Origin of the sequence: Agrobacterium sp. FDAARGOS_525 (assembly GCF_003938925.1) — a bacterium.
Lineage (GTDB): Bacteria > Pseudomonadota > Alphaproteobacteria > Rhizobiales > Rhizobiaceae > Agrobacterium > Agrobacterium pusense.
Map to the genome: position 1 here is coordinate 1,207,915 of NZ_RKIU01000004.1, position 26,334 is coordinate 1,234,248.

24 protein-coding genes are annotated in these 26,334 nt (G+C 61.8%); 16 read left to right on the top strand and 8 right to left on the bottom strand.

Annotated elements, in window-relative coordinates; translation table 11 throughout:
- Positions 1-40: 40 nt before the first annotated feature.
- From EGT36_RS21965 to EGT36_RS22040, 16 genes are all read left to right on the top strand, one after another.
- Positions 41-376 (top strand): DUF736 domain-containing protein, encoded by a 336-nt coding sequence (locus EGT36_RS21965; protein WP_097142989.1) that lies wholly within the window; start codon positions 41-43, stop codon positions 374-376.
- Positions 377-1,147 (top strand): lytic transglycosylase domain-containing protein, encoded by a 771-nt coding sequence (locus tag EGT36_RS21970; RefSeq protein ID WP_097142988.1) that lies wholly within the window; start codon positions 377-379, stop codon positions 1,145-1,147.
- 243 nt (positions 1,148-1,390) lie between these two features.
- A complete protein-coding gene (locus tag EGT36_RS21975; RefSeq protein ID WP_097142987.1) occupies positions 1,391-3,145 on the top strand; it encodes a relaxase/mobilization nuclease domain-containing protein in 1,755 nt (584 codons plus the stop codon).
- A gap of 28 nt (positions 3,146-3,173) precedes the next feature.
- Positions 3,174-5,159, top strand: a complete 1,986-nt coding sequence (locus tag EGT36_RS21980) for a conjugal transfer protein TraG (protein ID WP_097142986.1) — start codon at positions 3,174-3,176, stop codon at positions 5,157-5,159.
- A gap of 5 nt (positions 5,160-5,164) precedes the next feature.
- Positions 5,165-5,629, top strand: a complete 465-nt coding sequence (locus tag EGT36_RS21985; protein ID WP_097143019.1) for a CopG family transcriptional regulator — start codon at positions 5,165-5,167, stop codon at positions 5,627-5,629.
- Positions 5,630-5,796: 167 nt separating this feature from the next.
- Positions 5,797-6,798: a P-type conjugative transfer ATPase TrbB gene (gene trbB / locus EGT36_RS21990; RefSeq protein ID WP_097142985.1), complete on the top strand. Its 1,002-nt coding sequence runs from the start codon at positions 5,797-5,799 to the stop codon at positions 6,796-6,798.
- Positions 6,799-6,896: 98 nt separating this feature from the next.
- Positions 6,897-7,184 (top strand): TrbC/VirB2 family type IV secretion system protein, encoded by a 288-nt coding sequence (locus tag EGT36_RS21995; RefSeq protein ID WP_235906879.1) that lies wholly within the window; start codon positions 6,897-6,899, stop codon positions 7,182-7,184.
- Positions 7,184-7,465: a VirB3 family type IV secretion system protein gene (locus tag EGT36_RS22000; RefSeq protein WP_097142984.1), complete on the top strand. Its 282-nt coding sequence runs from the start codon at positions 7,184-7,186 to the stop codon at positions 7,463-7,465. Before EGT36_RS21995 ends, EGT36_RS22000 begins: the two co-directional genes overlap by 1 nt.
- An 11-nt stretch (positions 7,466-7,476) precedes the next feature.
- Entirely contained in the window at positions 7,477-9,933 is a 2,457-nt protein-coding gene (gene trbE / locus EGT36_RS22005; protein ID WP_097142983.1) for a conjugal transfer protein TrbE, read from the top strand.
- On the top strand, positions 9,930-10,682 hold the full coding sequence (gene trbJ / locus EGT36_RS22010) for a P-type conjugative transfer protein TrbJ (protein ID WP_097142982.1): 753 nt from the start codon (positions 9,930-9,932) through the stop codon (positions 10,680-10,682). Before trbE ends, trbJ begins: the two co-directional genes overlap by 4 nt.
- 10 nt (positions 10,683-10,692) lie before the next feature.
- Complete coding sequence (trbK-alt, locus tag EGT36_RS22015) at positions 10,693-10,986, top strand: putative entry exclusion protein TrbK-alt (protein WP_097142981.1); 294 nt, start codon at positions 10,693-10,695, stop codon at positions 10,984-10,986.
- Between the two features lie 3 nt (positions 10,987-10,989).
- On the top strand, positions 10,990-12,363 hold the full coding sequence (gene trbL / locus EGT36_RS22020; protein ID WP_125271070.1) for a P-type conjugative transfer protein TrbL: 1,374 nt from the start codon (positions 10,990-10,992) through the stop codon (positions 12,361-12,363).
- Entirely contained in the window at positions 12,360-13,049 is a 690-nt protein-coding gene (gene trbF / locus EGT36_RS22025; RefSeq protein ID WP_125271071.1) for a conjugal transfer protein TrbF, read from the top strand. Before trbL ends, trbF begins: the two co-directional genes overlap by 4 nt.
- Entirely contained in the window at positions 13,046-14,065 is a 1,020-nt protein-coding gene (trbG, locus tag EGT36_RS22030) for a P-type conjugative transfer protein TrbG (RefSeq protein WP_125271072.1), read from the top strand. Before trbF ends, trbG begins: the two co-directional genes overlap by 4 nt.
- Complete coding sequence (locus tag EGT36_RS22035; RefSeq protein ID WP_210211237.1) at positions 14,062-15,231, top strand: TraB/TrbI/VirB10 family type IV secretion system protein; 1,170 nt, start codon at positions 14,062-14,064, stop codon at positions 15,229-15,231. Before trbG ends, EGT36_RS22035 begins: the two co-directional genes overlap by 4 nt.
- Positions 15,232-15,235: 4 nt before the next feature.
- Positions 15,236-15,502: a DUF2274 domain-containing protein gene (locus tag EGT36_RS22040; protein WP_125271073.1), complete on the top strand. Its 267-nt coding sequence runs from the start codon at positions 15,236-15,238 to the stop codon at positions 15,500-15,502.
- Between the two features lie 29 nt (positions 15,503-15,531).
- On the opposite strand, the gene EGT36_RS22045 is transcribed toward EGT36_RS22040, so the two are convergent.
- From EGT36_RS22045 to EGT36_RS22080, 8 genes are all read right to left on the bottom strand, one after another.
- Positions 15,532-16,464 carry a LysR family transcriptional regulator gene (locus EGT36_RS22045; RefSeq protein WP_125271074.1) on the bottom strand — a complete coding sequence of 311 codons (933 nt, stop codon included), beginning with the start codon at positions 16,462-16,464 and terminating at the stop codon, positions 15,532-15,534.
- Between the two features lie 143 nt (positions 16,465-16,607).
- The gene (locus EGT36_RS22050; RefSeq protein ID WP_125271075.1) at positions 16,608-17,615 is read right to left on the bottom strand and encodes a GGDEF domain-containing protein; all 1,008 of its coding nucleotides are present in this window, start codon (positions 17,613-17,615) and stop codon (positions 16,608-16,610) included.
- A 119-nt stretch (positions 17,616-17,734) separates the two neighbouring features.
- Entirely contained in the window at positions 17,735-17,929 is a 195-nt protein-coding gene (locus EGT36_RS22055) for a hypothetical protein (protein WP_125271076.1), read from the bottom strand.
- 73 nt (positions 17,930-18,002) lie between these two features.
- Positions 18,003-20,411 (bottom strand): phosphoketolase family protein, encoded by a 2,409-nt coding sequence (locus EGT36_RS22060; protein WP_125271077.1) that lies wholly within the window; start codon positions 20,409-20,411, stop codon positions 18,003-18,005.
- A gap of 352 nt (positions 20,412-20,763) precedes the next feature.
- A complete protein-coding gene (locus EGT36_RS31130) occupies positions 20,764-20,952 on the bottom strand; it encodes a hypothetical protein (protein WP_235906875.1) in 189 nt (62 codons plus the stop codon).
- 51 nt (positions 20,953-21,003) lie between these two features.
- Positions 21,004-22,176 (bottom strand): alpha/beta hydrolase, encoded by a 1,173-nt coding sequence (locus EGT36_RS22070; RefSeq protein WP_235906878.1) that lies wholly within the window; start codon positions 22,174-22,176, stop codon positions 21,004-21,006.
- Positions 22,177-22,294: 118 nt separating this feature from the next.
- Positions 22,295-25,345, bottom strand: a complete 3,051-nt coding sequence (locus tag EGT36_RS22075; protein WP_097143473.1) for an efflux RND transporter permease subunit — start codon at positions 25,343-25,345, stop codon at positions 22,295-22,297.
- Positions 25,342-26,322, bottom strand: coding sequence for an efflux RND transporter periplasmic adaptor subunit (locus EGT36_RS22080; protein WP_151610257.1), 981 nt, complete (start codon positions 26,320-26,322; stop codon positions 25,342-25,344). Before EGT36_RS22080 ends, EGT36_RS22075 begins: the two co-directional genes overlap by 4 nt.
- Positions 26,323-26,334 lie beyond the last annotated feature (12 nt).

The window sequence follows — 26,334 nt, forward strand, 5'->3', positions numbered from 1 at the left end:
AGCTTCGCAACCTTGCCGCACAACAAAGGAGACCATGAGCATGGCCCAGATTGGACATTTCACCCGCACGCAATCGGGCTTCGAAGGGCGCTTCAGAGCGCTCGGCATCGACGAGGAAATCACCCTTATTCATGCCGAACCTTTGGATTCTGAGAATGCCCCGGCCTACCGCGTTCTGCTCGGCGACGAGGAAGGCCTCGATATCGGCGCCGGCTGGTCGCATGTCGGCGATCGCGCCGGCGAATTCGTCTCCGTCGAGATCTACAGCCCGCTGTTCGGCGGCACGCTTCGCGCAAACCTCTTCCGTGCCGGTGACGACGGTTCCGCCTGGGGCCTGCACACCAACCCGCCGTCGAAGAAGCGGAAGGAGGACTGAATGGTGGCAATCGAGCATCGTGCCCGCGTCGGACGTCTTGCGGTCGTCCGACGCCGGATACTCCCCCTTCTTCTTTCCGGCCTGACCTTCGCTGCACCCGCCGCGTGTCCGGCTCTTGCACAATCGCTGCCGGCGACCCGCGTCGCGATCGCCGATCCGCATGCCGCGCACATCGCCGAGGCGTCGCAGCGCTTCGCTATCCCGCAGGCATGGATCGTCGCGGTGAAGCGCGCCGAAAGCCACGATGACGTGCGCGCCGTGTCGCCCGCCGGTGCGCTCGGCCTCATGCAGATCATGCCCGATACCTGGGCCGAGCTGCGCGCCCGTTACCGGCTCGGCCGCGATCCGTTCGATCCCCGCGACAACATCATCGCCGGCACCGCCTATCTGCGCGAGATGCTCGATCGCTACGGCACGGTTCCGGCCATGCTTGCGGCCTACAACGCCGGACCAGCACGCTACGACGAGCATCTTGCAACCGGCCGCGCTCTGCCGGCGGAAACACGCGCTTACGTCGCCTTGCTCGCGCCCGCGCTTGATGCCGTCGCACCGTCGGACAGACCGCGCACCGCGCTCCAGCCACCGGCCGATTGGCGGGAGGCACCGCTCTTCGTGGCGCGGGCAGGCGACCGCCAGCCTTCCGATGATCGCGCCGCCGATCGTTCGCCGGGCAACCTTCATCCCTCCGTTCCGGCGCAGGACGATAGCACCGCCGGATCACAGACGGTCCCCATTTTCCTCGCTCGTCGCGAGGGGGACGGTCCGAGATGACCCTCGACCGGCCCTTTCGTATGCTGTCGGGCTCTGGCGCATCCTGGAGGGTGCGGGGGGTGGTGGCAGGAACCGCAACCGAAGGATGGCAGGATAAAAGGGCGCACCTTGCGCGTCGGTCGGGTGGTTGTTTTTGCTGGGTTTTCCGGCCTGCTGCGCACATTGCCGGGCTTGCGCACAATGTTCGCCAAGGCACCAAAACTCTGTTTCTCATAGATTTTTTGCACATTGCGGGGCTGCGCCATGGCCGATGAACGCGAGTTTCGCATCCGGCCGGGGCGCATCCGCTCGACCCGCGCGCAATCGGCGCGGCCTTTCATCGCTCAGGCGCTCGCCGCGGCGAAGAAGGCCGGCGGCGGCGTGTCGCGTTCCGGCCGTGTCGTTTCCGGCAACCGCTCGCGCTTCGGCCACGGCCAGCGCGCCAGCATCCAGGCCAATCGGCTGATTTCGTCGCGCTCGCGCGGCGCCGTCGTCAAGGCGCGCGTCGTGCGCCATTCGGTGCGCTCAGCACCGCTCGGAACCCATCTCAATTATCTCCGCCGCGAAGGCGTGACCCGCGACGGGGAGAAGGCTCGCCTGTTCGGGCCGGGCACCGAGAATGCCGATGCAGGCGCATTTGCCGAGCGGTGCCAGGATGACCGGCATCATTTCCGGTTCATCGTCTCGCCCGACGACGCCGTGGAGATGACCGATCTCAAATCCTTCACCCGCAATCTCGTCGGGCAGATGGAGAAGGATCTTGGCACCCGGCTCGACTGGGTGGCCGTCGATCACTGGAACACCGAGCATCCGCACGTCCACCTGATCGTGCGCGGTGTCCGCGACGACGGCCAGGATCTCGTCATCTCGCGTGACTATATCAAGGAAGGCATGCGCGACCGCGCGCGCGATCTCATCACCCAGGAGCTGGGACCGCGCACCGACCTCGATATCCGCCGCACCCTGGAGCGCCAGATTGAATCGGAGCGCTGGACCCAGCTCGACCGGCAGCTTGTCCGGGATGCACGAGAAACCGGTATCATCGATCTTGCGCCGCGATCCGATCGCCAGCCCGACGAGTTCCATGCCCTGAAGGTTGGACGGCTGCGCAGGCTGGAAGTCCTTGGGCTGGCCGGACAGGTCGGCCATTCGCAATGGTTCATCAAGCCCGAGGCCGAGGCGGTGCTGCGCGAACTCGGCGAGCGCGGCGACATCATCAAGCGCATGCACAAGGCGCTGACGGAGCGCGGTATCGAGCGCGGCTCGGCCAACTATGTACTGGCGGGCGAAAGCCTTGATGAGCCGATCATCGGCCGGCTGGTCGATCGCGGTCTCGACGACGAGCTGAAGGGCTCGGCCTATGCCGTCGTCGATGGCGTCGACGCTCGTACCCATCACATCAAGTTGCCCGATCTTGATGCGGCGGGCGACAGCGCTCCCGGTTCGATCGTCGAGCTACGCAAATTCGATGACGCCCGCGGTGAACGCCGCGTCGCGCTCGCCGTCCGCTCCGATCTCGACATTGAGCGGCAGGTTACGGCGTCGGGCGCCACCTGGCTCGATCGGCAGGCCGTCGCGAGGGAATCGCTGTCGCTTTCCGACGGCGGTTTCGGCGCCGAGGTGCAGCAGGCCATGGAACGGCGCGCTGACCATCTTGTCGAACAGGGACTGGCCGTGCGCCAGGGCCGCAGCGTGGTGTTCGCCCGAAGGTTGGTCGACACGCTGCGCCGCCGCGAACTGGACGCGCTTGGCGAGAAACTCGCCACCGAGACGGGCCAGCCGTTTAACCGGGCCGGCAGCGGCGAATATGTCGCCGGCACTTATCGTCAGCGCTTCGCGCTCGCCTCCGGCCGCTTTGCCATGATCGAGGTCATCAGTGGGGATGGGGGCCTCGGCTTCCAGCTCGTGCCTTGGTCGCCATCCCTCGAAAAGCAGCTCGGCAAACACGTCTCCGGTGTCGCCCGCGACGACGGCGGCATCGACTGGAGCTTTGGTCGCAAGCGGGGGCTCGGCCTCTAATCCTCAACGTCATAGAAAGGACCATCGCATGTCTGCGACCAAAATTCTCTGGGGTCAGATCCTTACCGTCCTTCTGATCGTGCTGATGACGACCTGGGGCGCGACACAGTGGACGGCCTGGCGCCTCGGTTTCCAGCCCCAGCTCGGTGATCCCTGGTTTGCGATCGCCGGCTGGCCGATCTACTATCCGCCGGCCTTTTTCTGGTGGTGGTACTTCTACGACGCCTATGCGCCGCCGATCTTTGTCGAAGGCGGCATGATCGCGGCGTCCGGCGGCTTCATCGCTATCGCCGTCGCGATCGGGATGTCGGTCTGGCGTGCGCGCGAGGCGAAAAACGTCGCCACCTATGGCTCGGCGCGCTGGGCTGAGATGGAGGAGGTGAAGGCTGCCGGGTTGCTCGGAGCCGATGGCGTTGTGCTCGGTAGGCTCGATCGAGATTATCTGCGGCATGATGGTCCCGAGCACACTCTATGCTTTGCCCCGACCAGATCGGGTAAAGGGGTGGGCTTGGTGGTGCCCTCACTCCTGACCTGGCCGGGCAGCGCGCTCGTTCACGATATCAAGGGCGAGAACTGGCAGCTCACCTCCGGTTTCCGATCTCGCCATGGCCGCGTGCTGCTGTTCGACCCGACCAATGCGAAATCCGCGGCCTACAATCCTCTGCTCGAGGTGCGGCGCGGTGAGTGGGAGGTCCGCGACGTTCAGAACATCGCCGACATTCTGGTCGATCCTGAAGGTTCGCTCGAGAAGCGAAACCACTGGGAGAAGACCAGCCATGCCCTTCTGGTCGGCGTGATCCTGCATGTCCTCTATGCCGAGAAGGATAAGACGCTCGCCGGCGTTGCGGCCTTCCTCTCCGACCCGAAGCGGCCGATCGAATCGACGCTCGCTGCCATGATGAAGACGGCACATCTCGGAGAAGCCGGTCCGCATCCGGTCATCGCCAGCGCCGCGCGCGAGCTGCTGAACAAATCCGACAATGAACGCTCCGGCGTGCTGTCCACGGCAATGTCGTTCCTGGGCCTCTATCGCGATCCGGTTGTCGCCGAGGTGACGCGCCGTTGTGACTGGCGCATCACCGACATCGTGGGCGGCAAGCGTCCGGCGACCCTCTACCTCGTCGTGCCGCCGAGCGACATCAACCGCACCAAGCCGCTCATTCGCCTGATCCTCAATCAGATCGGCCGCCGCCTGACCGAGGATCTGCAGGCGAAGACAGGACGGCATCGCCTGCTGCTGATGCTGGATGAGTTTCCGAGCCTGGGCAGGCTGGATTTCTTCGAGAGCGCTCTGGCCTTCATGGCGGGCTATGGCTTGAAGTCGTTCCTGATCGCTCAGTCGTTGAACCAGATCGAGAAGGCATACGGGCCGAACAACTCGATCCTCGACAACTGCCATGTGCGCGTGTCGTTCGCGACCAATGACGAGAGGACCGCGAAAAGGGTGAGCGACGCGCTCGGCACCGCTACCGAAATGAAGGCGATGAAGAACTATGCCGGGCATCGTCTGTCGCCCTGGCTCGGACACCTGATGGTCTCACGTTCGGAAACCGCGCGACCGCTGCTCACCCCCGGCGAAATCATGCAGCTCCCGCCGGCCGACGAGATCGTCATGGTCGCCGGAACGCCGCCAATCCGGGCGAAGAAGGCGCGCTATTACGAGGATGCGCGGTTTCAGGAGCGGATATTGCCGCCGCCCAAACTGACCCGCCCCGAAAAGCCGCGGCCGGATGACTGGAGCAACCTGCCAATTCCGGCTCGACCGGAAGCCGCCGAGACGCTTGCGAGCGCGGGAACGGAAGACGAAGACCCGACCGAATCCGAGCGCCGGCAGCAACCCGAGCTGAACCGGGTGAAGCCTGTCGAGAAGAAGGAGCCGATCGAAAACGAATTCGAGATCGATCCGCTCGACGAGATGGAGGAGGAAGCAACCCGCAACCGGCGCATGGCCCGCCTCATGCAAGGCGTAGCCCGGCAGGTCTCGCTCGATCCCAATGACGGAATGGAGCTGTGAACGCCATGACCGGCCGAAAAAAGAAGACGCAGATCTCCGTCTATCTCGAACCTGACGTCATGACGATGCTCTCGGACTATGTCGCTCGCCGGGAACAGCCGATGTCCCTGGTGGTGGAAGCGGCCGTCGCTTCCTTCCTGTCGCCGGACGACGCCGAACGGCGCGAGGCGATCCTCGCCAAACGCCTCGACCAGATCGATCGCCGCATGACCCGATTGGAACGTGATGTCGGCATTTCGGTTGAGACGCTCGCTGTCTTCGTTCGCTTCTGGCTCACGAGCACGCCGGCGCTGCCCGAGCCGGCGGCGCAGGCGGCACGCGCCAAGGCTGCTGAACGCTATGAGGCGTTCGTGACCGCGCTCGGTCGGCGGCTGGCACAGGGGCCGAAGCTCAGGCAGGAAGTCAGCGAGGACGTGGGCGACTCACCAAACGGTCAGGCTTCGGCGCGCGCGGGCATGCATGGTGAATAGCAACCGCCGTATCGAGATCAAGAAGATCGCCGACCCGCCGTTTTCCTGTATTTGCACGCTACATTACTACGACGCCAATTCCTTGTTGAATCGGCCTGATTTGCGGCTCTTTTAATCATCCCCGTCCGGGGATCGTCTGATTTTCCCCGGCCGGAAACGGGGATCGGATGGCAGTCTCTCATCGAAATTCGGAAGGCTTTGCCCGCGGTGCGCGGATGCTGCGCACCGCGCTGGGTGCTGCCATCGCCCGTCTTCTGGAAGACCCCGGCGTCGTCGAGGTGATGCTCAATCCCGATGGGCGGCTGTGGATCGACCGTCTCTCGGAAGGCATGTCCGACACCGGCGAGCGCATCTCGCCCGCGGACGGCGAACGCATCATCCGCCTGGTCGCCCATCATGTCGGCGCGGAGGTCCATGCCGGCGCTCCGCGTGTCTCGGCCGAACTGCCTGAGAGTGGCGAGCGCTTCGAGGGTCTCCTGCCTCCGATCGTCACAGGCCCGGCCTTCGCTATCCGCAAACCGGCAGTCTCGGTGTTCACCCTCGACGACTATGTTGCGGCAGGAACCATGACCGCCGATCAGGCGGCATTCCTGCGCGAGGCTGTCGCCGCGCACACCAATATTCTTGTCGCCGGCGGTACGGGCACCGGCAAGACGACGCTGACCAACGCGCTTCTCTCGGAAGTGGCGAAGGGGCAAGACCGGCTCCTCATCATCGAGGATACCCGCGAACTTCAAAGCCGGTCCGAGAACAAGGTGCCGATGCGCACCAAGGACTTCATCGCCAATCTCACGGATCTGGCGCGCTCGGCCATGCGCTTTCGTCCCGACCGTATCATCGTCGGCGAGGTGCGCGGTCCCGAAGCCCTCGACCTCCTGAAACTCTGGGGCACCGGCCATCCCGGCGGGATCGGCACCATTCACGCCGGCACCAGCCTCGGCGCGCTTCGCCGCCTCGAACAGCTCATCCAGGAAGCCGTCGTCACTGTCCCCAAGGCGCTGATTGCCGAAACCATCGGCATGGTGGCGGTTCTCTCCGGACGCGGTTCCGCGCGACGGCTCTCGGAACTCGCCCGCGTCGAAGGTCTCGGACCTAACGGCGATTACGGCGTCGCTCCCGCTCATCTTTCCTCCGACCGCCAACCGCTCCCGAAAGGAGAAACGTCATGACTTTCCATGTTCCGCCGATTCTGTCCGCTCTGCCGCGGCAGGCGAACACATCCACCCCGCCGATCCTGCGCGGCATCCGCCGCCACCTTTTGGGTTCGATGGCGCTCGCCACGATCATGATGATGGCGGCTGTGCCGGCTCACGCGTCCGGTTCCTCTATGCCGTGGGAAGCGCCGCTTCAGTCGATCCTCGAATCCATCGAGGGGCCGGTTGCCAAGATCGTCGCTGTCATCATCATCATCGCTACCGGCCTGGCGCTGGCCTTCGGTGACACCAGCGGCGGCTTCCGCCGCTTGATCCAGATCGTCTTCGGCCTGTCGATCGCCTTTGCCGCCAGCTCCTTCTTCCTCAGCTTCTTCTCGTTTGGCGGCGGAGCCTTGGTGTAATGGCCGCCGTCCTCGAACATTTCGACGCGGTGCCGGGATTCTCTGTCCCGGTCCATCGCGCCTTGACCGAGCACATCCTGCTCGGCGGCGCGCCGAGAAGCATTGCCATCATGAACGGCACCTTGGCCGGGGCCGTGGGTCTCGGCTTGCGTCTCTGGCTGGTCGGCCTCGCCATCTGGGCCGTCGGGCATTTCGCGGCAGTCTGGGCGGCGAAACGCGACCCGCTGTTCGTCGAGGTTGGTCGCCGTCACCTGCGCATCCCCGGTCATCTTGCGGTTTGAGGAGTGCGGCCATGCTGAACCTTTCCGAATATCGCCGCACCGCCAGCCGGCTTGCGGATTTCCTGCCCTGGGCTGCGCTCGTCGGCGAGGGTGTCGTTCTGAACAAGGACGGATCGTTGCAACGGACCGCCCGGTTTCGTGGCCCCGATCTGGAATCGTCCGTCGCAGCCGAACTTGTCGCCGTCGCCGCGCGGCTGAACAATGCCTTCCGGCGTCTCGGCTCCGGCTGGGCGATCTTCGTCGAGGCGCAGCGTCATGAGGCTGCGACCTATCCCGACAGCCGCTTTCCCGATCCGGCATCCGCATTGCTGGACGCCGAGCGCAAGGCCGATTTCGAGGAACAGGGCAGCCATTTCATTTCAGGTTACTTCCTGACCTTCTCCTATCTTTCGCCTGCTGAAGATGCCGCGCGTGCCGAGACCTGGCTCTACGAGGGACGCGAACGCTCCGGCGTCGATCCGAACGAGGTCCTGCGCGGCTTTATCGATCGCACCGACCGCGTGCTGGGGCTCCTCGACGGCTTTATGCCGGAATGCGACTGGCTCGATGACAGCGAGACGCTGACCTACCTGCACTCGACCATCTCGACCAACCGGCATCGCGTCCGTGTGCCCGAGACGCCGATGTATCTCGATGCGCTGCTGGCCGATCAGCCGCTGACCGGTGGACTGGAGCCGCGTCTCGGCGACACCCATCTGCGCATCCTCACCATTGTCGGCTTCCCGACTGCGACGACACCCGGAATTCTCGACGAGCTGAACAGGCTCGCCTTTCCCTATCGCTGGTCAACGCGCGCGATCCTGCTCGACAAGACCGACGCCATCCGGCTGCTCACCCGCATCCGCCGCCAGTGGTTCGCCAAACGCAAGTCGATCGCGGCCATTCTGAAAGAGGTGATGACCAACGAGGCGTCGGTTCTCGTGGATACCGACGCCGCAAACAAGGCCGCCGACGCGGACATCGCTCTTCAGGAACTCGGCGCCGACTATGCCGGCATGGCCTATGTCACGGCAACCATCTCCGTATGGGACACCGATCCCCGCCTGGCCGATGAAAAGCTTCGTCTTGTCGAAAAAGTGGTCCAGGGCCGCGACTTCACGGCGATGCCCGAAACCATCAATGCCGTCGACGCCTGGCTCGGTTCGCTGCCGGGGCATGTTTATGCCAATGTGCGCCAGCCGCCGATATCGACACTCAATCTCGCCCACATGATCCCCCTCAGTGCCGTGTGGGCGGGACCGGAACGGGATGACCATCTTGGTAGCACCCCCTTGCTTTACGGCAAGACCGAGGGAAGCACCCCGTTCCGGCTTTCCATCCATGTCGGCGACGTCGGCCACACGCTCGTCGTTGGGCCGACCGGCTCTGGCAAGAGCGTGCTGCTCGCCTGCATGGCGCTCCAGTTCCGGCGCTATGAGCAAGCCCAAGTTTTCGCATTCGATTTCGGGGGATCGATCCGGGCCGCGGCCCTTGCCATGGGCGGCGACTGGCATGATCTCGGCGGCGATCTCACCGAGGGGGACGCTTTTTCGGTCTCGCTCCAGCCGCTCGCCCGCATCCGTGACGTGCCGGAACGCGCCTGGGCGGCCGACTGGATCGTCGCCATCCTGACACGCGAGAGCATCGCGATCACGCCGGATGTCAAGGAGCACATCTGGACGGCGCTGACCTCGCTCGCCTCGGCCCCGGTCGAGGAACGGACCATCACTGGCCTGACGGTGCTGCTGCAATCGAATGACCTGAAGCAGGCGCTCAGGCCGTATTGTGTCGGCGGTCCCTATGGCCGGCTGCTCGATGCCGAAACCGAGCACCTCGGCAGTGCGTCGGTGCAGGCTTTCGAGATCGAGGGACTGGTCGGCACGGGCGCTGCTCCGGCCGTCCTGTCCTACCTGTTCCACCGCATCGGCGACCGGCTCGATGGCTCACCCACTTTGCTCATCATTGACGAGGGCTGGCTGGCGCTCGATGACGAAGCCTTTTCCGGGCAGTTGCGGGAATGGCTGAAGACCCTCAGAAAAAAGAACGCCTCGGTTATTTTCGCCACGCAGTCGCTCTCCGACATCGACAATTCGGAGATCGCGCCGGCGATCATCGAAAGCTGCCCGACGCGCCTGCTTCTTCCGAATGAGCGCGCTGTCGAACCGCAGATCACCGCGATCTATCAGCGATTTGGCTTGAACGCGCGCCAGATCGAGATCCTCGCGCGGGCCACGCCGAAAAAGGACTATTACTGCCAAAGCCGCAGGGGGAACCGCCTGTTTGACTTGGGCCTGTCCGAAGTCGGCCTGGCACTGACGGCCGCCTCCTCGAAATCCGATCAGTCCGCCATCGCCCGCATCTTCGCTGAACACGGCCGGGACGGCTTTCTCGCCGCCTGGCTGCGCCTGCGCGGCGTCGATTGGGCGGCCGACCTCATTCCCGACCTCGCCAATCTCATCCCCCAGCCCGACAAGGAGGCTCAACCATGAAGACCTGTCGTACCCGCGCGGCGCTGCTCGCCGCATCCCTCCTGACCCTTTCCGGTCCGATCTCGATCGTTCTGGCGCCGCCGGCATCCGCCGCCTGGATCGTCTACGACCCGACGAACTATTCTCAGAATCTTCTGTCCGCTGCCCGCGCCCTGGAGCAGATCAACAATCAGATCACCAGCCTGCAAAACGAAGCGCAGATGCTGATCAACCAAGCCCGCAATCTGGCAAGCCTGCCGTATTCGTCGCTCCAGCAGATCCAGCAGTCCGTTCAGCGCACGCAGCAGCTACTGTCCCAGGCGCAGAACATTGCCTTCGACGTCAGCCAGATCGATCAGGCGTTCCAGTCGAAATACGCCAATGTCTCGCTCTCGGCCACCGATGCGCAGCTCGTCTCCGATGCCAAGGAGCGCTGGCGCAACAGCATCGGCGGCCTTCAGGACGCCATGCGCGTGCAGGCTACCGTCGTCGGCAATATCGATACCAACCGCACCGAGATGTCGCAACTGGTCGGCCAGAGCCAGGGTGCGACCGGCGCGCTTCAGGCCGCACAGGCAGGCAATCAGCTTCTCGCCCTCCAGTCGCAGCAGCTCTCCGACCTGACGGCCCTGCTTGCCGCCAATGGCCGGTCCACCGCGCTCACCGAAGCCGAGCGCGCCGCCGCAGCCGAACAGGGCCGCGTCCAACGCCAGCGCTTTCTGACGCCGGGCTCCGGCTATCAGGCCGGCAGCGCCAAGATGTTCAACTGAGGACGCAGCCATGGATGGCAAGATGCTGGCCCGGCTGGCCGCTGTCGTCTTCATCGCCGTCGCGATCACCGCGACGGCGACCGAGATGCTCAGAAAGAGAGAGGCTCCCGCACCATGGACACGCCCCACACCCGCCATCGACTCGCCGGCAGATCCGCTCCGCCTCGGCCAGCGCCGGTGCCAGGAGCTTGGGCAGGCCGCCACCGGCGATGCCGAATGTTTGCGCGTCTGGTCGGAAACCCGCGACCGCTTCCTCGGCAGAATTGCGGTGCAGGCTGCTCCACAGACGATCGAAGGACGATGATTCATGGGCGGCAGCGGCGTCATCGACAATTTCCTCGGGGTCTTCACCTCCTATATCGACAGTGGCTTCGGTCTTCTCGGCGGCGAGGTCGCCTTCATCGCCACCACGTTGATCGTCATCGACGTGACGCTCGCCGCCCTGTTCTGGAGTTGGGGCGCCGACGACGACATCATCGCCCGTCTAGTGAAGAAGACCCTGTTCGTCGGGGCTTTCGCCTACATCATCGACAACTGGAACAATCTGGCGAGGATCATCTTCGAGAGCTTCGCCGGCCTCGGCCTCAAGGGATCGGGCACCGGCTTTTCGACGGCGGATCTCCTTCGCCCCGGACGGGTGGCGCAAGTCGGCCTCGACGCGGCCCGCCCGCTGCTGGAATCCATTTCCGACCTGATGGGCTGGGTCGCATTCTTCGAGAATTTCATCCAGATCGCATGCCTGCTGTTCGCTTGGGCGCTCGTCCTCTTGGCTTTCTTTATTCTGGCGATCCAGTTGTTCGTCACACTGATCGAATTCAAGCTGACCGTTCTTGCCGGATTTGTCCTCATCCCATTCGGATTGTTTGGGAAGACGGCCTTCATGGCCGAAAGGGTCCTCGGCAGTGTCATCTCTTCCGGCATCAAGGTGCTGGTGCTCGCCGTCATCATCGGCATCGGCTCGACGCTGTTCAGCGAGTTCACCTCCGGCTTCGGCGGGGTCACGCCGACGATCGACGACGCGATGGCGATCGTGCTCGCAGCACTTTCCCTGGTCGGTCTCGGCATCTTCGGACCGGGCATCGCCAACGGCCTCGTGTCCGGCGGCCCGCAGCTTGGCGCCGGTGCAGCCGTCAGTACCGGCCTTGCCGTCGGCGGTGCTGCACTTGCCGCAGGCGGTGCGGCGGGCCTGGCCTTGCGGGGGGGCGCTGCGGCTTTGTCCGGCGGCGCGGCCGCTGTTCGTGGTGGCGCAGCGGCAGCGGGCGCTGCCTCGACCGCCTACAATCTCGGATCGATGGGACAGACCGGCGCCTCGGGCATGGCGTCCGGTCTCGGCGGTGTCGCGCGAGGAGCAGGCTCCGCCGCCGTTTCGCCTCTGAAGCGCGCCGCCGGCCGTGCGTCCGAAAGCGTCAAATCGAATTTCTCCGACGGCGTGAAAGGCGGCTTCAGCGCCACCGGCGGCTCTTCCACGCTCGACACCGTCGGCGGCGATGAGGCCGCCAACGACGATTCCTTTGCCGCCGCTCCGGCGGCTTCGCGCAATGGCGCCCCCGATTGGGCCAGGCGCATGAAACGCAGCCAGCACGTCAGCCACGGCGTTTCCGCCGCCGCCCATGCCGTTCGATCGGGCGACAGCCATGGCGGCGGCTCTTCCGTCAATCTCTCCGAAAGTGACCGCTCATGAGCTTCTTCAAACGACCGGCAGCCCATTACGGCAAGACTCCGCAACCCGAAACACCCTATCAGAAGGCCGCGCAGGTCTGGGACGAGCGTATCGGCTCGGCCCGCGTGCAGGCGAGAAACTGGAGGCTCATGGCGTTCGGAAGCCTGATCCTTTCGGCGGGCTTTGCTGCCGCGCTCGTTTGGCAGTCCACACGTGGGACCGTCGTTCCGTGGGTCGTACAGGTCGACAAGCTCGGCCAGGCCCAGACCGTCGCCGCTGCCACCGCCGACTACCGTCCCACCGATCCGCAGGTCGCATGGCATCTGGCGCGATTCATCGAGCAGGTCAGGAGCATTCCCGCCGATCCCATCATCGTCCGCCAGAACTGGCTGCGCGCCTATGACTGGACGACGGATCGCGGCGCGACAGCGCTGAATGACTATGCGCGGTCTAATGACCCCTTCACCAAGGTCGGCAAGCAGCAGGTCGCCGTCGAGGTGTCGAGCGTCATTCGCGCGTCGCCAGACAGCTTCCGTGTCGCCTGGGTCGAGCGCCGCTACGAGAACGGCCAGCTTTCCACCACCGAGCGCTGGACCGCGATCCTGACCATCGTGATCCAGCCGCCCCGCGATGCTGAACGGCTCAAGTCCAATCCTCTCGGCATCTACGTCAACGCGATTTCGTGGTCGAGGGAGATGGGCGAATGAACAAGCCGCCAATCCGCAGAGCCGGAAACCCGTCTTTCCGTAAACCCGCATTTGCTGCCGTGCTCCTGTCCGCCGCGGCACTGGCCGGCTGCGCCACGCCGCAAAAGCCGCCACAGATCCGCTACGATGCCGATGTGCCGGCGCTGCCGGCCGTTCCCGCCGTGCTGACCGACGATCGCCCGAAGCCGCTGCACATTCCTCCGGGCTGGACGCCAGCGCGCGGCGGCGTCAACGCGACCACACCGACCGGCCGGGTTCAGAACGCCAACGCGGCGGCCCGCGTTGAGCCGCGCCGGGAAGGCTACTACAATGCGATCCAGATCTATCCCTGGAGCGAGGGCGCGCTCTATCAGGTCTATGCCGCACCGGGCCAGATCACCGACATCGCGCTCGAACCCGGTGAAAGCCTGACCGGCGCCGGACCGATCGCGGCCGGCGACACCACGCGCTGGATCATCGGCGACACCGAGAGCGGCAGCGGCACGACCCGGCGCGTCCATGTGCTGGTGAAGCCCTCGCGCCCCGACATCACCACCAATCTGGTGATTTCCACCGATCGGCGCACCTACATGCTCGAACTGCGATCCGACGAAACACCTTACATGCCGTCGGTCGCCTGGTCCTATCCGCAGGTGCCGGGTTCACGGCTATCCATTCCCGACGCGCCGGCGATTCCAGCCGTGGCGGGGCGCAACTACCGCTATGGTCTCACTGGCGACACGCCGCCTTGGCGGCCGGTCTCCGTCTATGACGACGGCCGCAAGGTCTATGTCGAATTCCCGCGCGGCATCGTGCAAGGGGAATTCCCGCCGCTCTTCGTCATCGGTCCGGAAGGTGAGGCACAGATCGCCAATACCCGAATCTATCGGAACATCCTGATCGTGGATCGCCTCTTCGGTGCGGCGGAATTGCGCCTGGGTAGCGGCAAGCATCAGCAGACGGTGAGGATCGTCCGAACAAGCGGAGTCGTGCAGGCGCCGGCAGTCCAAACCAGGGAAGGAGGGCGGTCGTCATGAGCGAGGCCGATAACCGCGAAGATGCAATCCAGGCCCCCGGTCTTGTTCCACGCATGCGCTTGCGGGCAGAACCGCCGCGCGTCACCCGGCTATCCTGCAAGGTGCTCGCCGGCCTTGGTCTGGTCGCGTCGCTCGGCATCGGTGGAGCATTGATTTATGCGCTTCAGACCCGAGATCGCGGCAATGGTGGCGAAGAACTCTACTCGACCGAGAACCGGACCACTGCCGACGGTTTGGCAGGCTTGCCGCGGGACTATACCGGTCCCATCCTGGGGCCGGCTTTGCCGGGGGATCTCGGCCGTCCTATCCTCAGTGCGCAGGATCGTGGTCAGCCTGTCGTTGTGCCGACGATGACGGCTCCGAACGTCGATCCGGCCGAGCAACGACGCCTCGCCGAAGCGGAAGCTGCCCGAACCAGCCGCCTGTTCTTCCAGACAGAAACACGGACAACGGCCAGCGCGATAACGCCCAACGCGAATACCACGCCCAATCTTGCCGGGCTCGATCAGGCCGGCACTCCCACGGCACAGGACCGGCAGGCCGCCTTCCTCAACGCTGCCGTCGATCGCCGCACGGTTGCAGCCGATCGCGTGATGCCGCCGGCCTCGCCCTATGTGCTGCAGGCCGGTTCGGTGATATCCGGAGCGCTTATCACCGGCATTCGCTCCGATCTCCCCGGCCAGATCACCGCCCAGGTCACCGAGAATATCTACGACAGCCCGACCGGCCGTATTCTGCTTGTGCCGCAGGGTACCCGCATCATTGGCCAATATGATAACAATGTCGGCTTCGGCCAGAGGCGCGTCCTTCTGGTCTGGAACCGGCTGATATTCCCAAATGGACGATCAATCGTTCTTGAACGGCAGCCTGGCGCCGATACGCAGGGCTATGCCGGTCTCGAGGATGGCGTCGACTATCACTGGTGGGATCTGGCGAAAGCTGCTGGCCTCTCGACATTGCTCGCGGTCGGCGCAGAGCTTGCCATGGATGACGAAGACCGGCTGGTTCAGGCTATCCGCAATGGTGCGCAAGATACCATCAACGATGCTGGCCAGCAGATCATCCGCCGCCAGTTGCAGATCGCGCCCACACTCACCATCAGGCCAGGTTTCCCTGTGCGGATCATCGTCACCCGTGACCTTGTGATGGAGCCCTATAGAGGTTAACCCGATGGCAAAATTGAAGCTTGGGCCACTCGTCGACGACAGGCCCGTCAAGGTGAGTATTGAACTTCCCGGACCGCTATATCGGGATCTTGTTGCCTATGCGGAGTTGCTAAACCGTCAGCAACCGGGCCAATCGTCGGCCGATCCCGCCAAGCTGATCGTGCCTATGCTTCAGCGGTTCATTGCGACCGATCGCGGCTTCGCAAAGGAAAAGCGCGCTGTTCGGGGTGTTTCTGGCGCACCGTCTCAAACACCAAAGATTGACGAATAGTGCTAAAGTAGCGGAGCACCCGGCAACGCTCACCGAGCGCTATCGGCCTGATTGACAATTGCATTCCATCGCGCTTTTCCCGTAGCCAGGTCCAGGAAGTGCTTCAGTGCTGGATTGTGATTCTTTGGCGACCAGACAGCACTAAAACGAATGTCTTCCAGGCCATCCGAGATGGGAACGAACACGACTTCCTTGTGTGCGCCGCCGGACGTTGACGACAATATGAGCGAAATGCCGAACCCCTCTCCGACCATGTTCAAAAGATTATCTCGTCCGACTCCCTGAATGGATATTCTCGGTTCGGAATCGGATCTGGAAAGCTGCCGCAGCAGATATTGATCCAATTCCGCCCCAGCGATACCGGCCGGGATCAAGAATGTCTCGTTGCGCACATCTGCCCAGGAAACGCTCTCTGCCGTTGCAAGAAGATGTCGTTTTGGCAGCGCGAGGAAAAGTCGCTCGGTCCACAGTTGAACCGTTTTGCAACCGGCTAACTGAGGCTCTCTCGGAAGAAAGGCCACATCGATGCGGCCGCTGAGAAGATTGGCGGCTGCCACTTCGGACGTCGATTCCTCTATTTTCACCTCTACACCGCGGAAGCGGGAATGATATTCGCCTACGAGATTGGGAAGGAAGCCGCTTGCCAGGGACGTCATCAGCCCGATTCGTATCTCACCTGTGTCGCCGTGATGCGCCGTTTGCATGTCCTTCACAGCTTGATGCAAATGAGATGCGCCGAATGCTGCGTTTTGCAGAAACCGCGCTCCTGCAGCGGTCAATTTTGCTCCGGTCCGACTGCGAGTAAAAAGGGGTACGCCAAGACGCCGTTCAAGCAGTTGGACTCGGCGGCTTACAGTAGATTGGGACATGGCGACGGCATCCGCCGCACGGCGAAAACTTCCGTGTTCGGCAACCAATAACGCGTATCGTAAGTATCGCAGGTCAAGCGCGAGGTCTGGCATCCAACAGTCTTTTATGCTGCCCTAAAAGTAATCGCCGAGCGACAATTTGGTTCTTGAAGTCCGCATCCAATCCCTTGCTTTCGCTTTTTTCCCTTCGCCATTCATCTATGCTGCCAACTTGACTTGCTCGGTCGGTCGCTCCGCTATCCCGTCATGCGAACGCCGACACCTCCATTGTCCGTAATAGGCCGCTCGAGGTCATGCACGTTGCGTTCCGGTGAGCCCTTCGGATATCTCTTGGCTTCCGGTGGTGAGAACCATGCCCACCCACCCTTACTGGCCCGCTTGATTCGATTTTCTGCCAGATCAGTCGCGTCGTCAGGATAGAAGCTCACACCAACGCTTGCGCCAAGCACAATCCTCGTCCCGGCAATCCGGATGGGACACTTGAGCGCTCTTTCGACACGTCGGCAAACCTGCTCTGCCTGGTACGGCGATCTCATGTTCTCGACGAGAATGGCAAACTCATCCCCACCTAATCGGTACACTGTATCGTCGCCGCGAACACACGCGCGAAGCCTGTTGGCGATCAAGAACAGCGCTTCGTCACCGGCATCATGTCCCAGTAGTTCATTGATTTTCTTGAAATCATCGAGATCGATCAGAATAAGAGCGGTCATCGGCCGCACGTCGTCTTCATAAGATGTTGCGATACTGGTCCATTTCGCTGACAACCGCTGCCGATTACCAAGGCTCGTCAACGGGTCTTCGAAGGCGATGCGTCTTAGCGTCTCCTCCACCCGCTTTCGGTCGGAGAAATCCTCGAATGTAGCAATCCCGACCCTTATGTCATGTAGAAGGACGCCACGCTGGTTGACGGTGACGATACCGCCATTCGCCGACACCACGTCCAGTTCCAATGGTTCTACTTTGGATATTCCGGTGGAATCGGCTTTCCACAGACGGTTCCAGTACTGACGAGCTAACAGTTGCTGTTCCAGTTTTGGATAGCTTTGTTCAATCCATGCATCCACAGTTGAGAAATGACTTTCGTTATAACCGAAGGTCTCCTTGAAAGCACGGTTCATGAATTGGATATTACCCACCGGTATTGTCGCCCACGAGATTGGAATTGGCAGAGCATCAAGAATGATGTGCTTATCCCGAAGCGAGAGCCTGGTATGCTTTACTCGCTCAAGAAACTCCTCCACGCTATCTCCTGTTGCAACTCCGCATTGTTTACCTTCGTGAATTTTCCGTTTTCGAGCATTTCATAGCTTCAGGAAGGATTGCTGTTCCGTGTCACGCACACCTTCCTCACCCTGTTCGATCACTCTTTGGAGCGGGGGCCGAAGAGCGCTTTAACAACACGCGGACCGTACCAGACGATGACAGCCAAAGCTGCGATCAACAACAGCGTGCCGACCATTTCGTAGACAGGAAAACCCACCGCGTCTCTTGAAACGAAGAGGGCCACCACAACGCCTGCAGCAGACAGAATTGCTTGGGCTAGGATACGAACCATAGGAAACGTCTCGAATTCTTGTCACAAACGTTCTGGAGCAGGGACAGGCTGGATGTTGTTCTACTGTCGAAAACTAAGAACCGGATCGCCATGCCCAGTCCCTGATTTCTGGCATATCCTCGCCATGTTCACAGACATAGGCGAAATGCTCCTGCAGCTTGCCGCGCAGGCTTTCGACCACATGACCGGCCCTTTCCTTCAGGCCCGGCACGCGCTCGATCGCCTCGATGGCGAGGTGGTAGCGGTCGAGCTGGTTCAGCACTGTCATGTCGAAGGGCGTCGTGGTCGTGCCTTCCTCAACGAAACCTCGAACATGGATGTTCTGATGGTTGGTGCGTTTATAGGTCAGCCGGTGGATGAGGTAGGGGTAGCCGTGATAGGCGAAGATCACCGGCCGCTCGGTGGTGAACATCCGGTCGAAATCCTCGTCGGAAATCCCGTGCGGATGCTGATCCTTTGATTGCAGCGTCATCAGGTCGACGACGTTGACGACGCGAATCTTCAGGTCCGGGATCGCTTCTCTCAGAATGGATACCGCAGCCAGTGTTTCCATCGTCGGCACGTCGCCGGCGCATGCCATCACCACGTCAGGCGAGATCGTATCCTCTTCATTGCCAGCCCAGTCCCATATGCCGATACCGGCCTGGCAATGCTTGGCGGCATCCTCGATGCTGAGCCATTGCGGCTCCGGCTGCTTGCCGGCGACGATCACGTTGATCCGGTCCCAGGTTTTGAGGCAATGGTCGGCCACCCACAGAAGCGTGTTGGCATCTGGCGGCAGGTAGATGCGCACCACGTCTGCCTTCTTGTTGGCGACGAGATCGACGAAGCCCGGATCCTGGTGGCTGAAGCCGTTATGGTCCTGCCGCCACACGTGCGAGGTGAGCAGGTAGTTGAGCGACGAGACCGGCTTTCTCCATTCTAGCTCGCGCGTCACCTTCAGCCACTTGGCATGCTGGTTGAACATGCTGTCGATGATGTGGATGAAGGCTTCGTAGCAGGAGAAGAAGCCGTGCCGGCCGGTCAGCAGGTAGCCTTCCAGCCATCCCTGGCACAGATGCTCCGACAGCACTTCCATCACCCGCCCGTCGGGCGACAGATGTACGTCATAGGGTTCGATCTTCTCCATCCAAACGCGGTCGGTCACGTCGAACACGGCACCCAGCCGGTTCGATTCCGTCTCGTCCGGGCCGAAGATGCGAAAATTCTTCTCCGTATCGTTGAGGGTCAGGATGTCCCGTAGATATTTCCCGAGGACTTCCGTCGTCTGCACCACGGTCTTGCCGGGCTCCGGCACATCGACCGCGTAGTCGGAAAGCGGCGGGCATTTCAATTCCTTGCGCAGCACCCCGCCATTGGCATGCGGGTTGGCACCCATGCGGCGTTCGCCTTCCGGCGCCAGCGCCTTCAGTTCCGGCTTCAGCCCGCCAGCGAGGTCGAACAGATCTTCCGGATCGTAGGAACGCATCCACTCTTCGAGGATCTTGCGGTGGTCTTCATTCTCCCGGCAATTGGCGACCGGCACCTGGTGCGAGCGCCAGAAACCCTCGACCTTCTTGCCGTCGACTTCCTTTGGCCCCGTCCAACCTTTCGGGCTGCGCAGCACGATCATCGGCCAGCGCGGCAGTTCGGCATAGGGCGTTCCACCCCCCTTTGAACTATGGCGAGCCTTGTCCTGGATAACCCGGATCGTATCCGTTGCCTTGTCCATTGCGCCTGCCATCAGCCGGTGCATCGCTTCCGGCTCATGGCCTTCGACGAAGATCGGCTCGTAGCCATAGCCTTCGAACAGTTTCTTGAGATCCTCGTCGGGAATGCGCGAAAGCAGCGTCGGATTGGCGATCTTGTAGCCGTTCAAATGCAGAATCGGCAGAACGGCACCGTCGCGGGCGGGGTTGAGAAACTTGTTGGAATGCCAGCTTGCGGCGAGCGGTCCGGTTTCCGCCTCACCGTCACCCACCACGCAGGCGACGATCAGGTTCGGGTTGTCGAAGGCCGCGCCATACGCATGCACGAGTGCATAGCCGAGTTCGCCGCCTTCATGGATCGATCCGGGCGTTTCCGGTGCCGCATGGCTCGGAATGCCGCCGGGGAAGGAGAACTGCCGGAACAGCCTGTGCATGCCCTCGGCGTCTTCCGGAACCTCTGGATAGATCTCGCTATAGATGCCCTCGAGCCAGGTATTGGCGACCATGCCTGGGCCGCCATGGCCCGGACCGCAAATATAGATGACGCTGAGGTTGCGCTTTTTGATCACCCGGTTGAGATGCGCGTAGATGAAGTTCAGCCCCGGCGTTGTGCCCCAGTGGCCGAGCAGGCGCGGCTTGATATGCTGGGGCTGCAGCGGTTCGCGCAGGAGCGGATTATCGAGAAGATAGATCTGGCCGACCGATAGATAATTGGCGGCGCACCAGTAGCGATGGATTAGATTGATTTCTGCGGCGTCCAATGAGGCTGCCGTGTTGAAATTTTTTTGCTGCATATTCCCGCCCTCAGCTCGCCCAAAGCACGCCAACAGTTTGGCTGACGTGGGAAAAACCAGCATCCCCTGAATCGACATGCTAATTCCAAGTCATCATGTGATGACTATCAGCGACCATATATCCGTTCATGTGGGATGATGGCAAGTGAAAATACAGAAACTATTGCGTTTATTCGTTGACGACTGAGATTATTGTTGGTCATGGTGATGGGCACCCAGAATTTACTGAGTGATAGAAAGAAGTGAACTCTTGCGACGGCTGGAAGACATTGTCTCCCCAACGGAAATATTGCTGGACCGGCGGCTGCATGAGCTCATTGTCAGCAGGATGCCGGATTTCCGTCGTAGTTGATCAGTCTTCCAGATGTCTGGCGTTGCCACCCATGGCCACACCACCGTCGACAGGTAGTGCATGGCCAATCACGTAGCTGCCAGCGTCCGATGCAAGCCACATCATTGCTTGAGCAACCTCGAGCCCAATACCGCTGGCTGCGCCAGTAATGGGTACAATATAGCCGCCAAAACCATAAGTGACGTTCATTGCCCATTTTCCCTTCATCGTTAAAAGCCAACGATACAACCTCGCTGACAGTCAGTAAGCGATCTGGCCATTGACTAGTCCTCCAGACGTCCCGGACAGTTCCTGTTGCAAGATCTTTCGCGCTTCTGGGCTGACCACCGACATCGGGGCCGCAACGACAGTTCTCGCCGCGGAGCCGGCCAGATTGACCGTACCGATTGCAGCCATCCCGACGTGATCGGCCAATGTCACCTGGCCGCCCTCGAGGGATTGTCCAGCCAGACGTTTCCCCAGGAGCCCGATGATTTCTGGACTATCGGCAAAGGCGTTGTGACCGAGGGCGTCCTTGGAACGCACGGTGCTGGTATCGATCACTGTGATCCCAAGCTGTTTCAGCACGCCGGTATAAGGGGTGGTATCGACACCGCCGACACGGTTGACTCCACCGGAGATCCATCTCGAAACCTCAAGCGCCCGGTCGCGCGTCGAGGCAAAAATGGTGAACTGCGGCCGCTTCGGCCCCATCTCTATGAGTTGACGGCGGAAGACGTCGACATCGATATCGGGCGACGCCAGCACGACGTTGCGGACCTTCGCCGGGATCGTCTTTTCGCGCATCGCGATCCCGCGCAGAGCCTCGGCCGTCAGCCATGTCCCCATGGAATGGGCAAGGATCGTGATATCGCCGACGTCAGGGCTGCGGGCAGCCTGGATGATCAAATCCTCCAGGGCACGGCGTGAATAGTTCGTGCTTTCCTTGTCGTAGAGATAGCCAAGAACGCTGGCACGGGAGGGCCAGGTGAACAGGATCGGAGCGGCATCGGTTCCCGCGTCATGGGTGATCTGGGCAAAACGAAAGACAGCATCTGCATAGGTGTTGTTGAAGCCATGCACGAAGATGATCACCTGCCGCTTTGCATTACGGTTCTTGCGAAACCAGTTGAGCGCCTGATGCTCTGAGCTGACCTTCTCGTCCTTGAGCACGGCGAACTCTTTCTCAGGGTTCGGGGGCACGCGCTTCGGCCACTGGACCTCCCCGACCTTCCGCGCCTCATCCGGCGGGATGGAAACGGTGAGGTTGTTGAGCGAGATCGCCGTTCCGCGCTCTCCGGAATAAAGCTCGCCGGGATCTGCGGCGGGTTTTCGGGTGGTCGCGACCAGCATGTCGACGCGGCTTGTGTCGTTCGTCGTCAACGCCACGGGCTGAAGGACATTCTCCGGCCGGCCCGCGCAGCCGCTGAGCATGGAAAGAAGGAGGGGAAACAATACGATGCGCCCTCGCCATGAGCGCGAATTGCGTGAGCAGGCTTTTCGGGCGGCAACGGCATTCATTGACGAAAGCCGTCGTAGCGATGACGTGTAGTCAATTGTGTTCGACATCGCGGGGAATCCTGAACCAGGTTACGTAGAGAGCGGGAAGGAACAGCAGGGTCAGGACGGTTCCGACGACGATGCCGCCCATCATGGCGTAGGCCATCGGTCCCCAGAACACCTCTCTTGAGATGGGGATCAACGCCAGCGTCGCCGCGGCGGCCGTCAGCATGATCGGTCGCATCCGATGCTCCGTCGCCTCGACGACGGCCTGCCACGGAGGGGTCCCTGCCTTGCGCAGGTCTTCGATCTGGACGATCAGGATGACCGAGTTTCGGATGAGGATACCGATCAGGGCAAGCACGCCGAGGATTGCGACGAAACCTAATGGCGCTCGACTCAGAACGAGCACAGCGACGACACCGATCAAGGCGAGCGGGGCGACCGAGAAGACGAGGAGCAATCTATGGAAGCTTTGAAGTTGCGTCATCAGAAGCGTCGTCATGACGAAAATCATGACCGGCACCACATTGATAATCGGCGCCTGGGACTTGGAGCTCTCCTCGACCGTACCGCCGACGGCGATATCGTATCCCGGTTCCAAAGAGGCTTTCAGTTCTTCTATCTTCGGGTCGAGCTGCCGAACTATCGTCGCAGGCTGCATCGTGTCCCTTATACCGGCCTTGATCGTGATCGTCGGTATCCGGTTGCGTCGCCAGATCGTCGGTTGCTCCAGGTCGTAATCGAATTTGGCGACGGAGGAGAGCGGGATGGACTTCCCGCTGGCGCTTGGCAGTTGGAGATCGAGCAGACTGTCAATAGAGGCGCGTTCTTGTGCCTCCGCCCGTCCGACAACGTTGATCAGATAGATCGCATCGCGGACCTGCGTCACGGTCGCGCCCTGGACGATGCCGTTCAGCGCCGTTGCGATATCCTCGGAAGAAACACCGAGCTGCCGGGCCTTGTCCTGGAGAACGTCGACCTTCACTACCCGTGCAGGCTCATTCCAGTCGAAGACGAGGCCGGTCAGAGAAGAATCGGACATCACGATCCCGGCAGTTTTTTGCGCTAACTCGCGCACTTTCTGAATATCCGGGCCAGAAATTCGGTACTGGACCGGCTTGCCGACCGGCGGACCGAAGTCCAGCGTCTTGACGAAAGCGTCGGTGCCCGGAAAAGTCTTCAGCAAATAAGCCTGCAAGTCGGCCCTGAGCCGGTCGCGGACCTCAAGACCCTTCGAGACGATGACGATCTGGCCGAAGGTGGGATCGTCGGGCTGGACGTCGAAGGACAGAATGAAGCGCGGGGCACCCCTACCGACATAGCTCGACCAGTGATCGATGTCGGGATTGCCGGCGAGCTTCTCCCGCTCGAATTGCGCCATCTGCCGGTTCGTCTCGGCCATGGAACTGTTTTGCGGCAGGTTCCAGTCGATGATCAACTCCGGACGGTCGGACGCGGGAAAGAATTGCTGCTGAACCAGCGACATCCCGGCAACGGACAGGCCAAACGCGGCGACTGTCACGATGATGGTCGTCCAGCGAAAGCGAAGGCAGAGCTGAAGCAGCCATGAGAAGGCTGCTCCCATACGGCTCTTGTGCTCCTCGTGCTTTTTCATTGTCTTCGGCAGGATCGTCACGCCCAGCAGAGGGGTGAACAGAACGGCGACGATCCAGGACACGGTCAGCGAAACCGCCAGTACGACGAAAAGCGTGAAGGTGAATTCGCCGGCGCTGCTGTTGTTGAAACCGATCGGCAGGAACCCTGCGACGGTGACCAGCGTGCCGGTCAGCATCGGAAAGGCAGTCGATATGTAGACATGGGTCGCGGCCTTGCGCAGAGTGTCACCGACCTCCAGGCGGGCCACCATCATTTCGACGGCGATCATTGCATCGTCGACCAGAAGGCCGAGCGCGATAATGAGGGCGCCGAGCGAGATACGCTGCAGCGAAATACCGGAATACTGCATCACCATGAAGGTGATGGCGAGCACCAGCGGGATGGAGATCGCCACGACCAGCCCGGCGCGCAGGCCAAGGCTGATGAAGCTGATGGCGAGCACGATGGCGACAGCCTCGAACAAAGCTCTGGTAAAGCCGGAAACGGCTTCGTCGACCACGGCCGGTTGATCTGAGACATGATCGACGGACACGCCGAGCGGCAGATCCTGCACGATGCGCTCCATCATCTCGTCGAGAGCGTGACCAAATTCGAGTAGATTGCCACCGGCCTTCATTCCGATTGCAAGCCCGATCGCCGGCTTGCCATTGAACCGGAACAGCGACGATGGAGGATCGACGTAACCACGTTTGACGGTTGCAACATCCGTCAGCGGAAAAAAGCGATCGTTGACGCGCAGGTTGATCGCCCGGAGGCTGTCTTCGGAGATGAAGCGGCCACCGACGCGCAGAGCGATGCGCTCCGGCCCGGCGTCGATGAAGCCCGATTGGGTGACGGCATTCTGCTTTTGCAGGGTTTCGACGATGTCGGACTGATTGATTCCAAGCGCTGCGATCTTGCGGGTGGAGAACTCCAGATAGATCACCTCGTCCTGGGCGCCAATGATGTCGACCTTGCCAACATTCGGCACTGTCAGGACCTTGGTGCGGGCATCCTCGACGAGATCGCGCAACTGCCTCTGATTCAAGCCGTCGGCGGTGAAGGCAAAGATGTTTCCGTAAACATCGCCGAATTGATCGTTGAAGAAGGGGCCGACGACGCCTGACGGAAACTGCTGCTGGATGTCGCCAATCATGTTGCGGACGCGCTGCCAGGTCGCTGGGACATTGCGCGCCTTGGTGGTCGGAAGAAGATCAACGAAGATCGTGGTCTTGCCGGCGGTCGTGAGGCTCCGCGTCCGATCGAGGCTGTCGAGCTCCTGAAGCTTTTTCTCGATGCGATCGGTGACCTGCTGGGTGACCTCTTCGGCCGAAGCGCCCGGCCATTGCGCCTGGATCACCATCGTCTTGATAGTAAAAGACGGATCCTCCTCGCGTCCAAGGTTGAGGTAAGCGTACATGCCAGCGACCGCGAAGGCGATCATGAAATACCAGACGAAGGAACGATGTTCGAGCGCCCAGTCCGATAGATTGAAATTCTTCATGGGCGCATCTCCTGTCCTGGCCTTATCTTCTGTCCCTCCTGAAGTTCACTGACTCCTGCAACCACGACTCTTTCTTCCGCGGTCAGTCCCGATTTGACCCGTACAAGTGGGTTCTCCGGCCCGGTTTGTTCCAGGACAACCGTACGCGACGACACGCTCAGGGTATTCGGATCGATCACCCAAACACTAGGGACGCCATTCTTCTCCACGATTGCCGAGCGGGGCACTTCCACGGCTTGGATGCGTTGGCGCTCCGTGAACGTGGCGGTCACGACCGCACCGAAGCGGAAGACCTCGGGGGGCTTTTCCAGGGCGATTTTCACCCTGTAGGTTCGGGTGTCCGCGTCCGCCTGCGGAGCGATCTCCCGGACCTGTCCGGATGTCCGCAAGCTGCCATCGAGCTGCAGCGCAACGTCTACATGGTTGGACGAAGTGATAGACGAAACCTGCGCCTCGGGCACGTCTATGATGACATCGCGCTGATCGAGCCGCGCGAGTTTCAGGACGGCTTGTCCGGCTGTAACGGTCTGGCCCACTTCAACGGAGGTTGAGGTGATCACGCCGTCGAACTCCGCCTCTAACCGAGCATAGCCAAGCTGCTCCCGGGTCTTGGCCAGATTGGCTTGCGCTTTCGCGACATTCGCCTGTGCCGACTTGAGCCCCTGTTCGGCAAGTTCGAGGTCGGCAACGCTGGCGGTGTTAGTCGCAGCGAGCATGCGTTTGCGTTGCTCGTTAATCACGGCGTTCTCGAGTTGGGCATTCGCATTTCTGAGATCGGCTTGCGCGCTGATCACGGCGAGCTGCAATGTGAGCGGATCGATCTCCGCGAGAATGTCGCCCTTCCTGACGATGTCGCCTGTCTCAACCTGTCGCGCGATAACACGGCCAAGAACCCGGAATGCGAGTTCGGTCTCCACCCGCGGCTGAACGACACCGGCAAAACTCAAGGCTTGGGAACGACCGGCTGTCACGTCCATCCAGACTACGGG

Bases quoted from the DNA above. Each gene is read 5' to 3' on its own strand.
- EGT36_RS22035 (WP_210211237.1), top strand. From the start codon at position 14,062: ATGAGCGAGGCCGATAACCGCGAAGATGCAATCCAGGCCCCCGGTCTT.
- EGT36_RS22040 (WP_125271073.1), top strand. From the start codon at position 15,236: ATGGCAAAATTGAAGCTTGGGCCACTCGTCGACGACAGGCCCGTCAAG.
- trbG (WP_125271072.1), top strand. From the start codon at position 13,046: ATGAACAAGCCGCCAATCCGCAGAGCCGGAAACCCGTCTTTCCGTAAA.
- EGT36_RS21965 (WP_097142989.1), top strand. From the start codon at position 41: ATGGCCCAGATTGGACATTTCACCCGCACGCAATCGGGCTTCGAAGGG.
- trbL (WP_125271070.1), top strand. From the start codon at position 10,990: ATGGGCGGCAGCGGCGTCATCGACAATTTCCTCGGGGTCTTCACCTCC.
- trbK-alt (WP_097142981.1), top strand. From the start codon at position 10,693: ATGGATGGCAAGATGCTGGCCCGGCTGGCCGCTGTCGTCTTCATCGCC.
- EGT36_RS22000 (WP_097142984.1), top strand. From the start codon at position 7,184: ATGGCCGCCGTCCTCGAACATTTCGACGCGGTGCCGGGATTCTCTGTC.
- EGT36_RS21995 (WP_235906879.1), top strand. From the start codon at position 6,897: ATGGCGCTCGCCACGATCATGATGATGGCGGCTGTGCCGGCTCACGCG.
- trbE (WP_097142983.1), top strand. From the start codon at position 7,477: ATGCTGAACCTTTCCGAATATCGCCGCACCGCCAGCCGGCTTGCGGAT.
- EGT36_RS22075 (WP_097143473.1), bottom strand. From the start codon at position 25,345: ATGAAGAATTTCAATCTATCGGACTGGGCGCTCGAACATCGTTCCTTC.
- trbB (WP_097142985.1), top strand. From the start codon at position 5,797: ATGGCAGTCTCTCATCGAAATTCGGAAGGCTTTGCCCGCGGTGCGCGG.
- EGT36_RS22080 (WP_151610257.1), bottom strand. From the start codon at position 26,322: ATGGACGTGACAGCCGGTCGTTCCCAAGCCTTGAGTTTTGCCGGTGTC.
- trbF (WP_125271071.1), top strand. From the start codon at position 12,360: ATGAGCTTCTTCAAACGACCGGCAGCCCATTACGGCAAGACTCCGCAA.
- EGT36_RS21985 (WP_097143019.1), top strand. From the start codon at position 5,165: ATGACCGGCCGAAAAAAGAAGACGCAGATCTCCGTCTATCTCGAACCT.
- EGT36_RS31130 (WP_235906875.1), bottom strand. From the start codon at position 20,952: ATGAACGTCACTTATGGTTTTGGCGGCTATATTGTACCCATTACTGGC.
- EGT36_RS22055 (WP_125271076.1), bottom strand. From the start codon at position 17,929: ATGGTTCGTATCCTAGCCCAAGCAATTCTGTCTGCTGCAGGCGTTGTG.
- EGT36_RS21980 (WP_097142986.1), top strand. From the start codon at position 3,174: ATGTCTGCGACCAAAATTCTCTGGGGTCAGATCCTTACCGTCCTTCTG.
- EGT36_RS22060 (WP_125271077.1), bottom strand. From the start codon at position 20,411: ATGCAGCAAAAAAATTTCAACACGGCAGCCTCATTGGACGCCGCAGAA.
- trbJ (WP_097142982.1), top strand. From the start codon at position 9,930: ATGAAGACCTGTCGTACCCGCGCGGCGCTGCTCGCCGCATCCCTCCTG.
- EGT36_RS22045 (WP_125271074.1), bottom strand. From the start codon at position 16,464: ATGCCAGACCTCGCGCTTGACCTGCGATACTTACGATACGCGTTATTG.
- EGT36_RS21975 (WP_097142987.1), top strand. From the start codon at position 1,391: ATGGCCGATGAACGCGAGTTTCGCATCCGGCCGGGGCGCATCCGCTCG.
- EGT36_RS21970 (WP_097142988.1), top strand. From the start codon at position 377: ATGGTGGCAATCGAGCATCGTGCCCGCGTCGGACGTCTTGCGGTCGTC.
- EGT36_RS22070 (WP_235906878.1), bottom strand. From the start codon at position 22,176: ATGCTCAGCGGCTGCGCGGGCCGGCCGGAGAATGTCCTTCAGCCCGTG.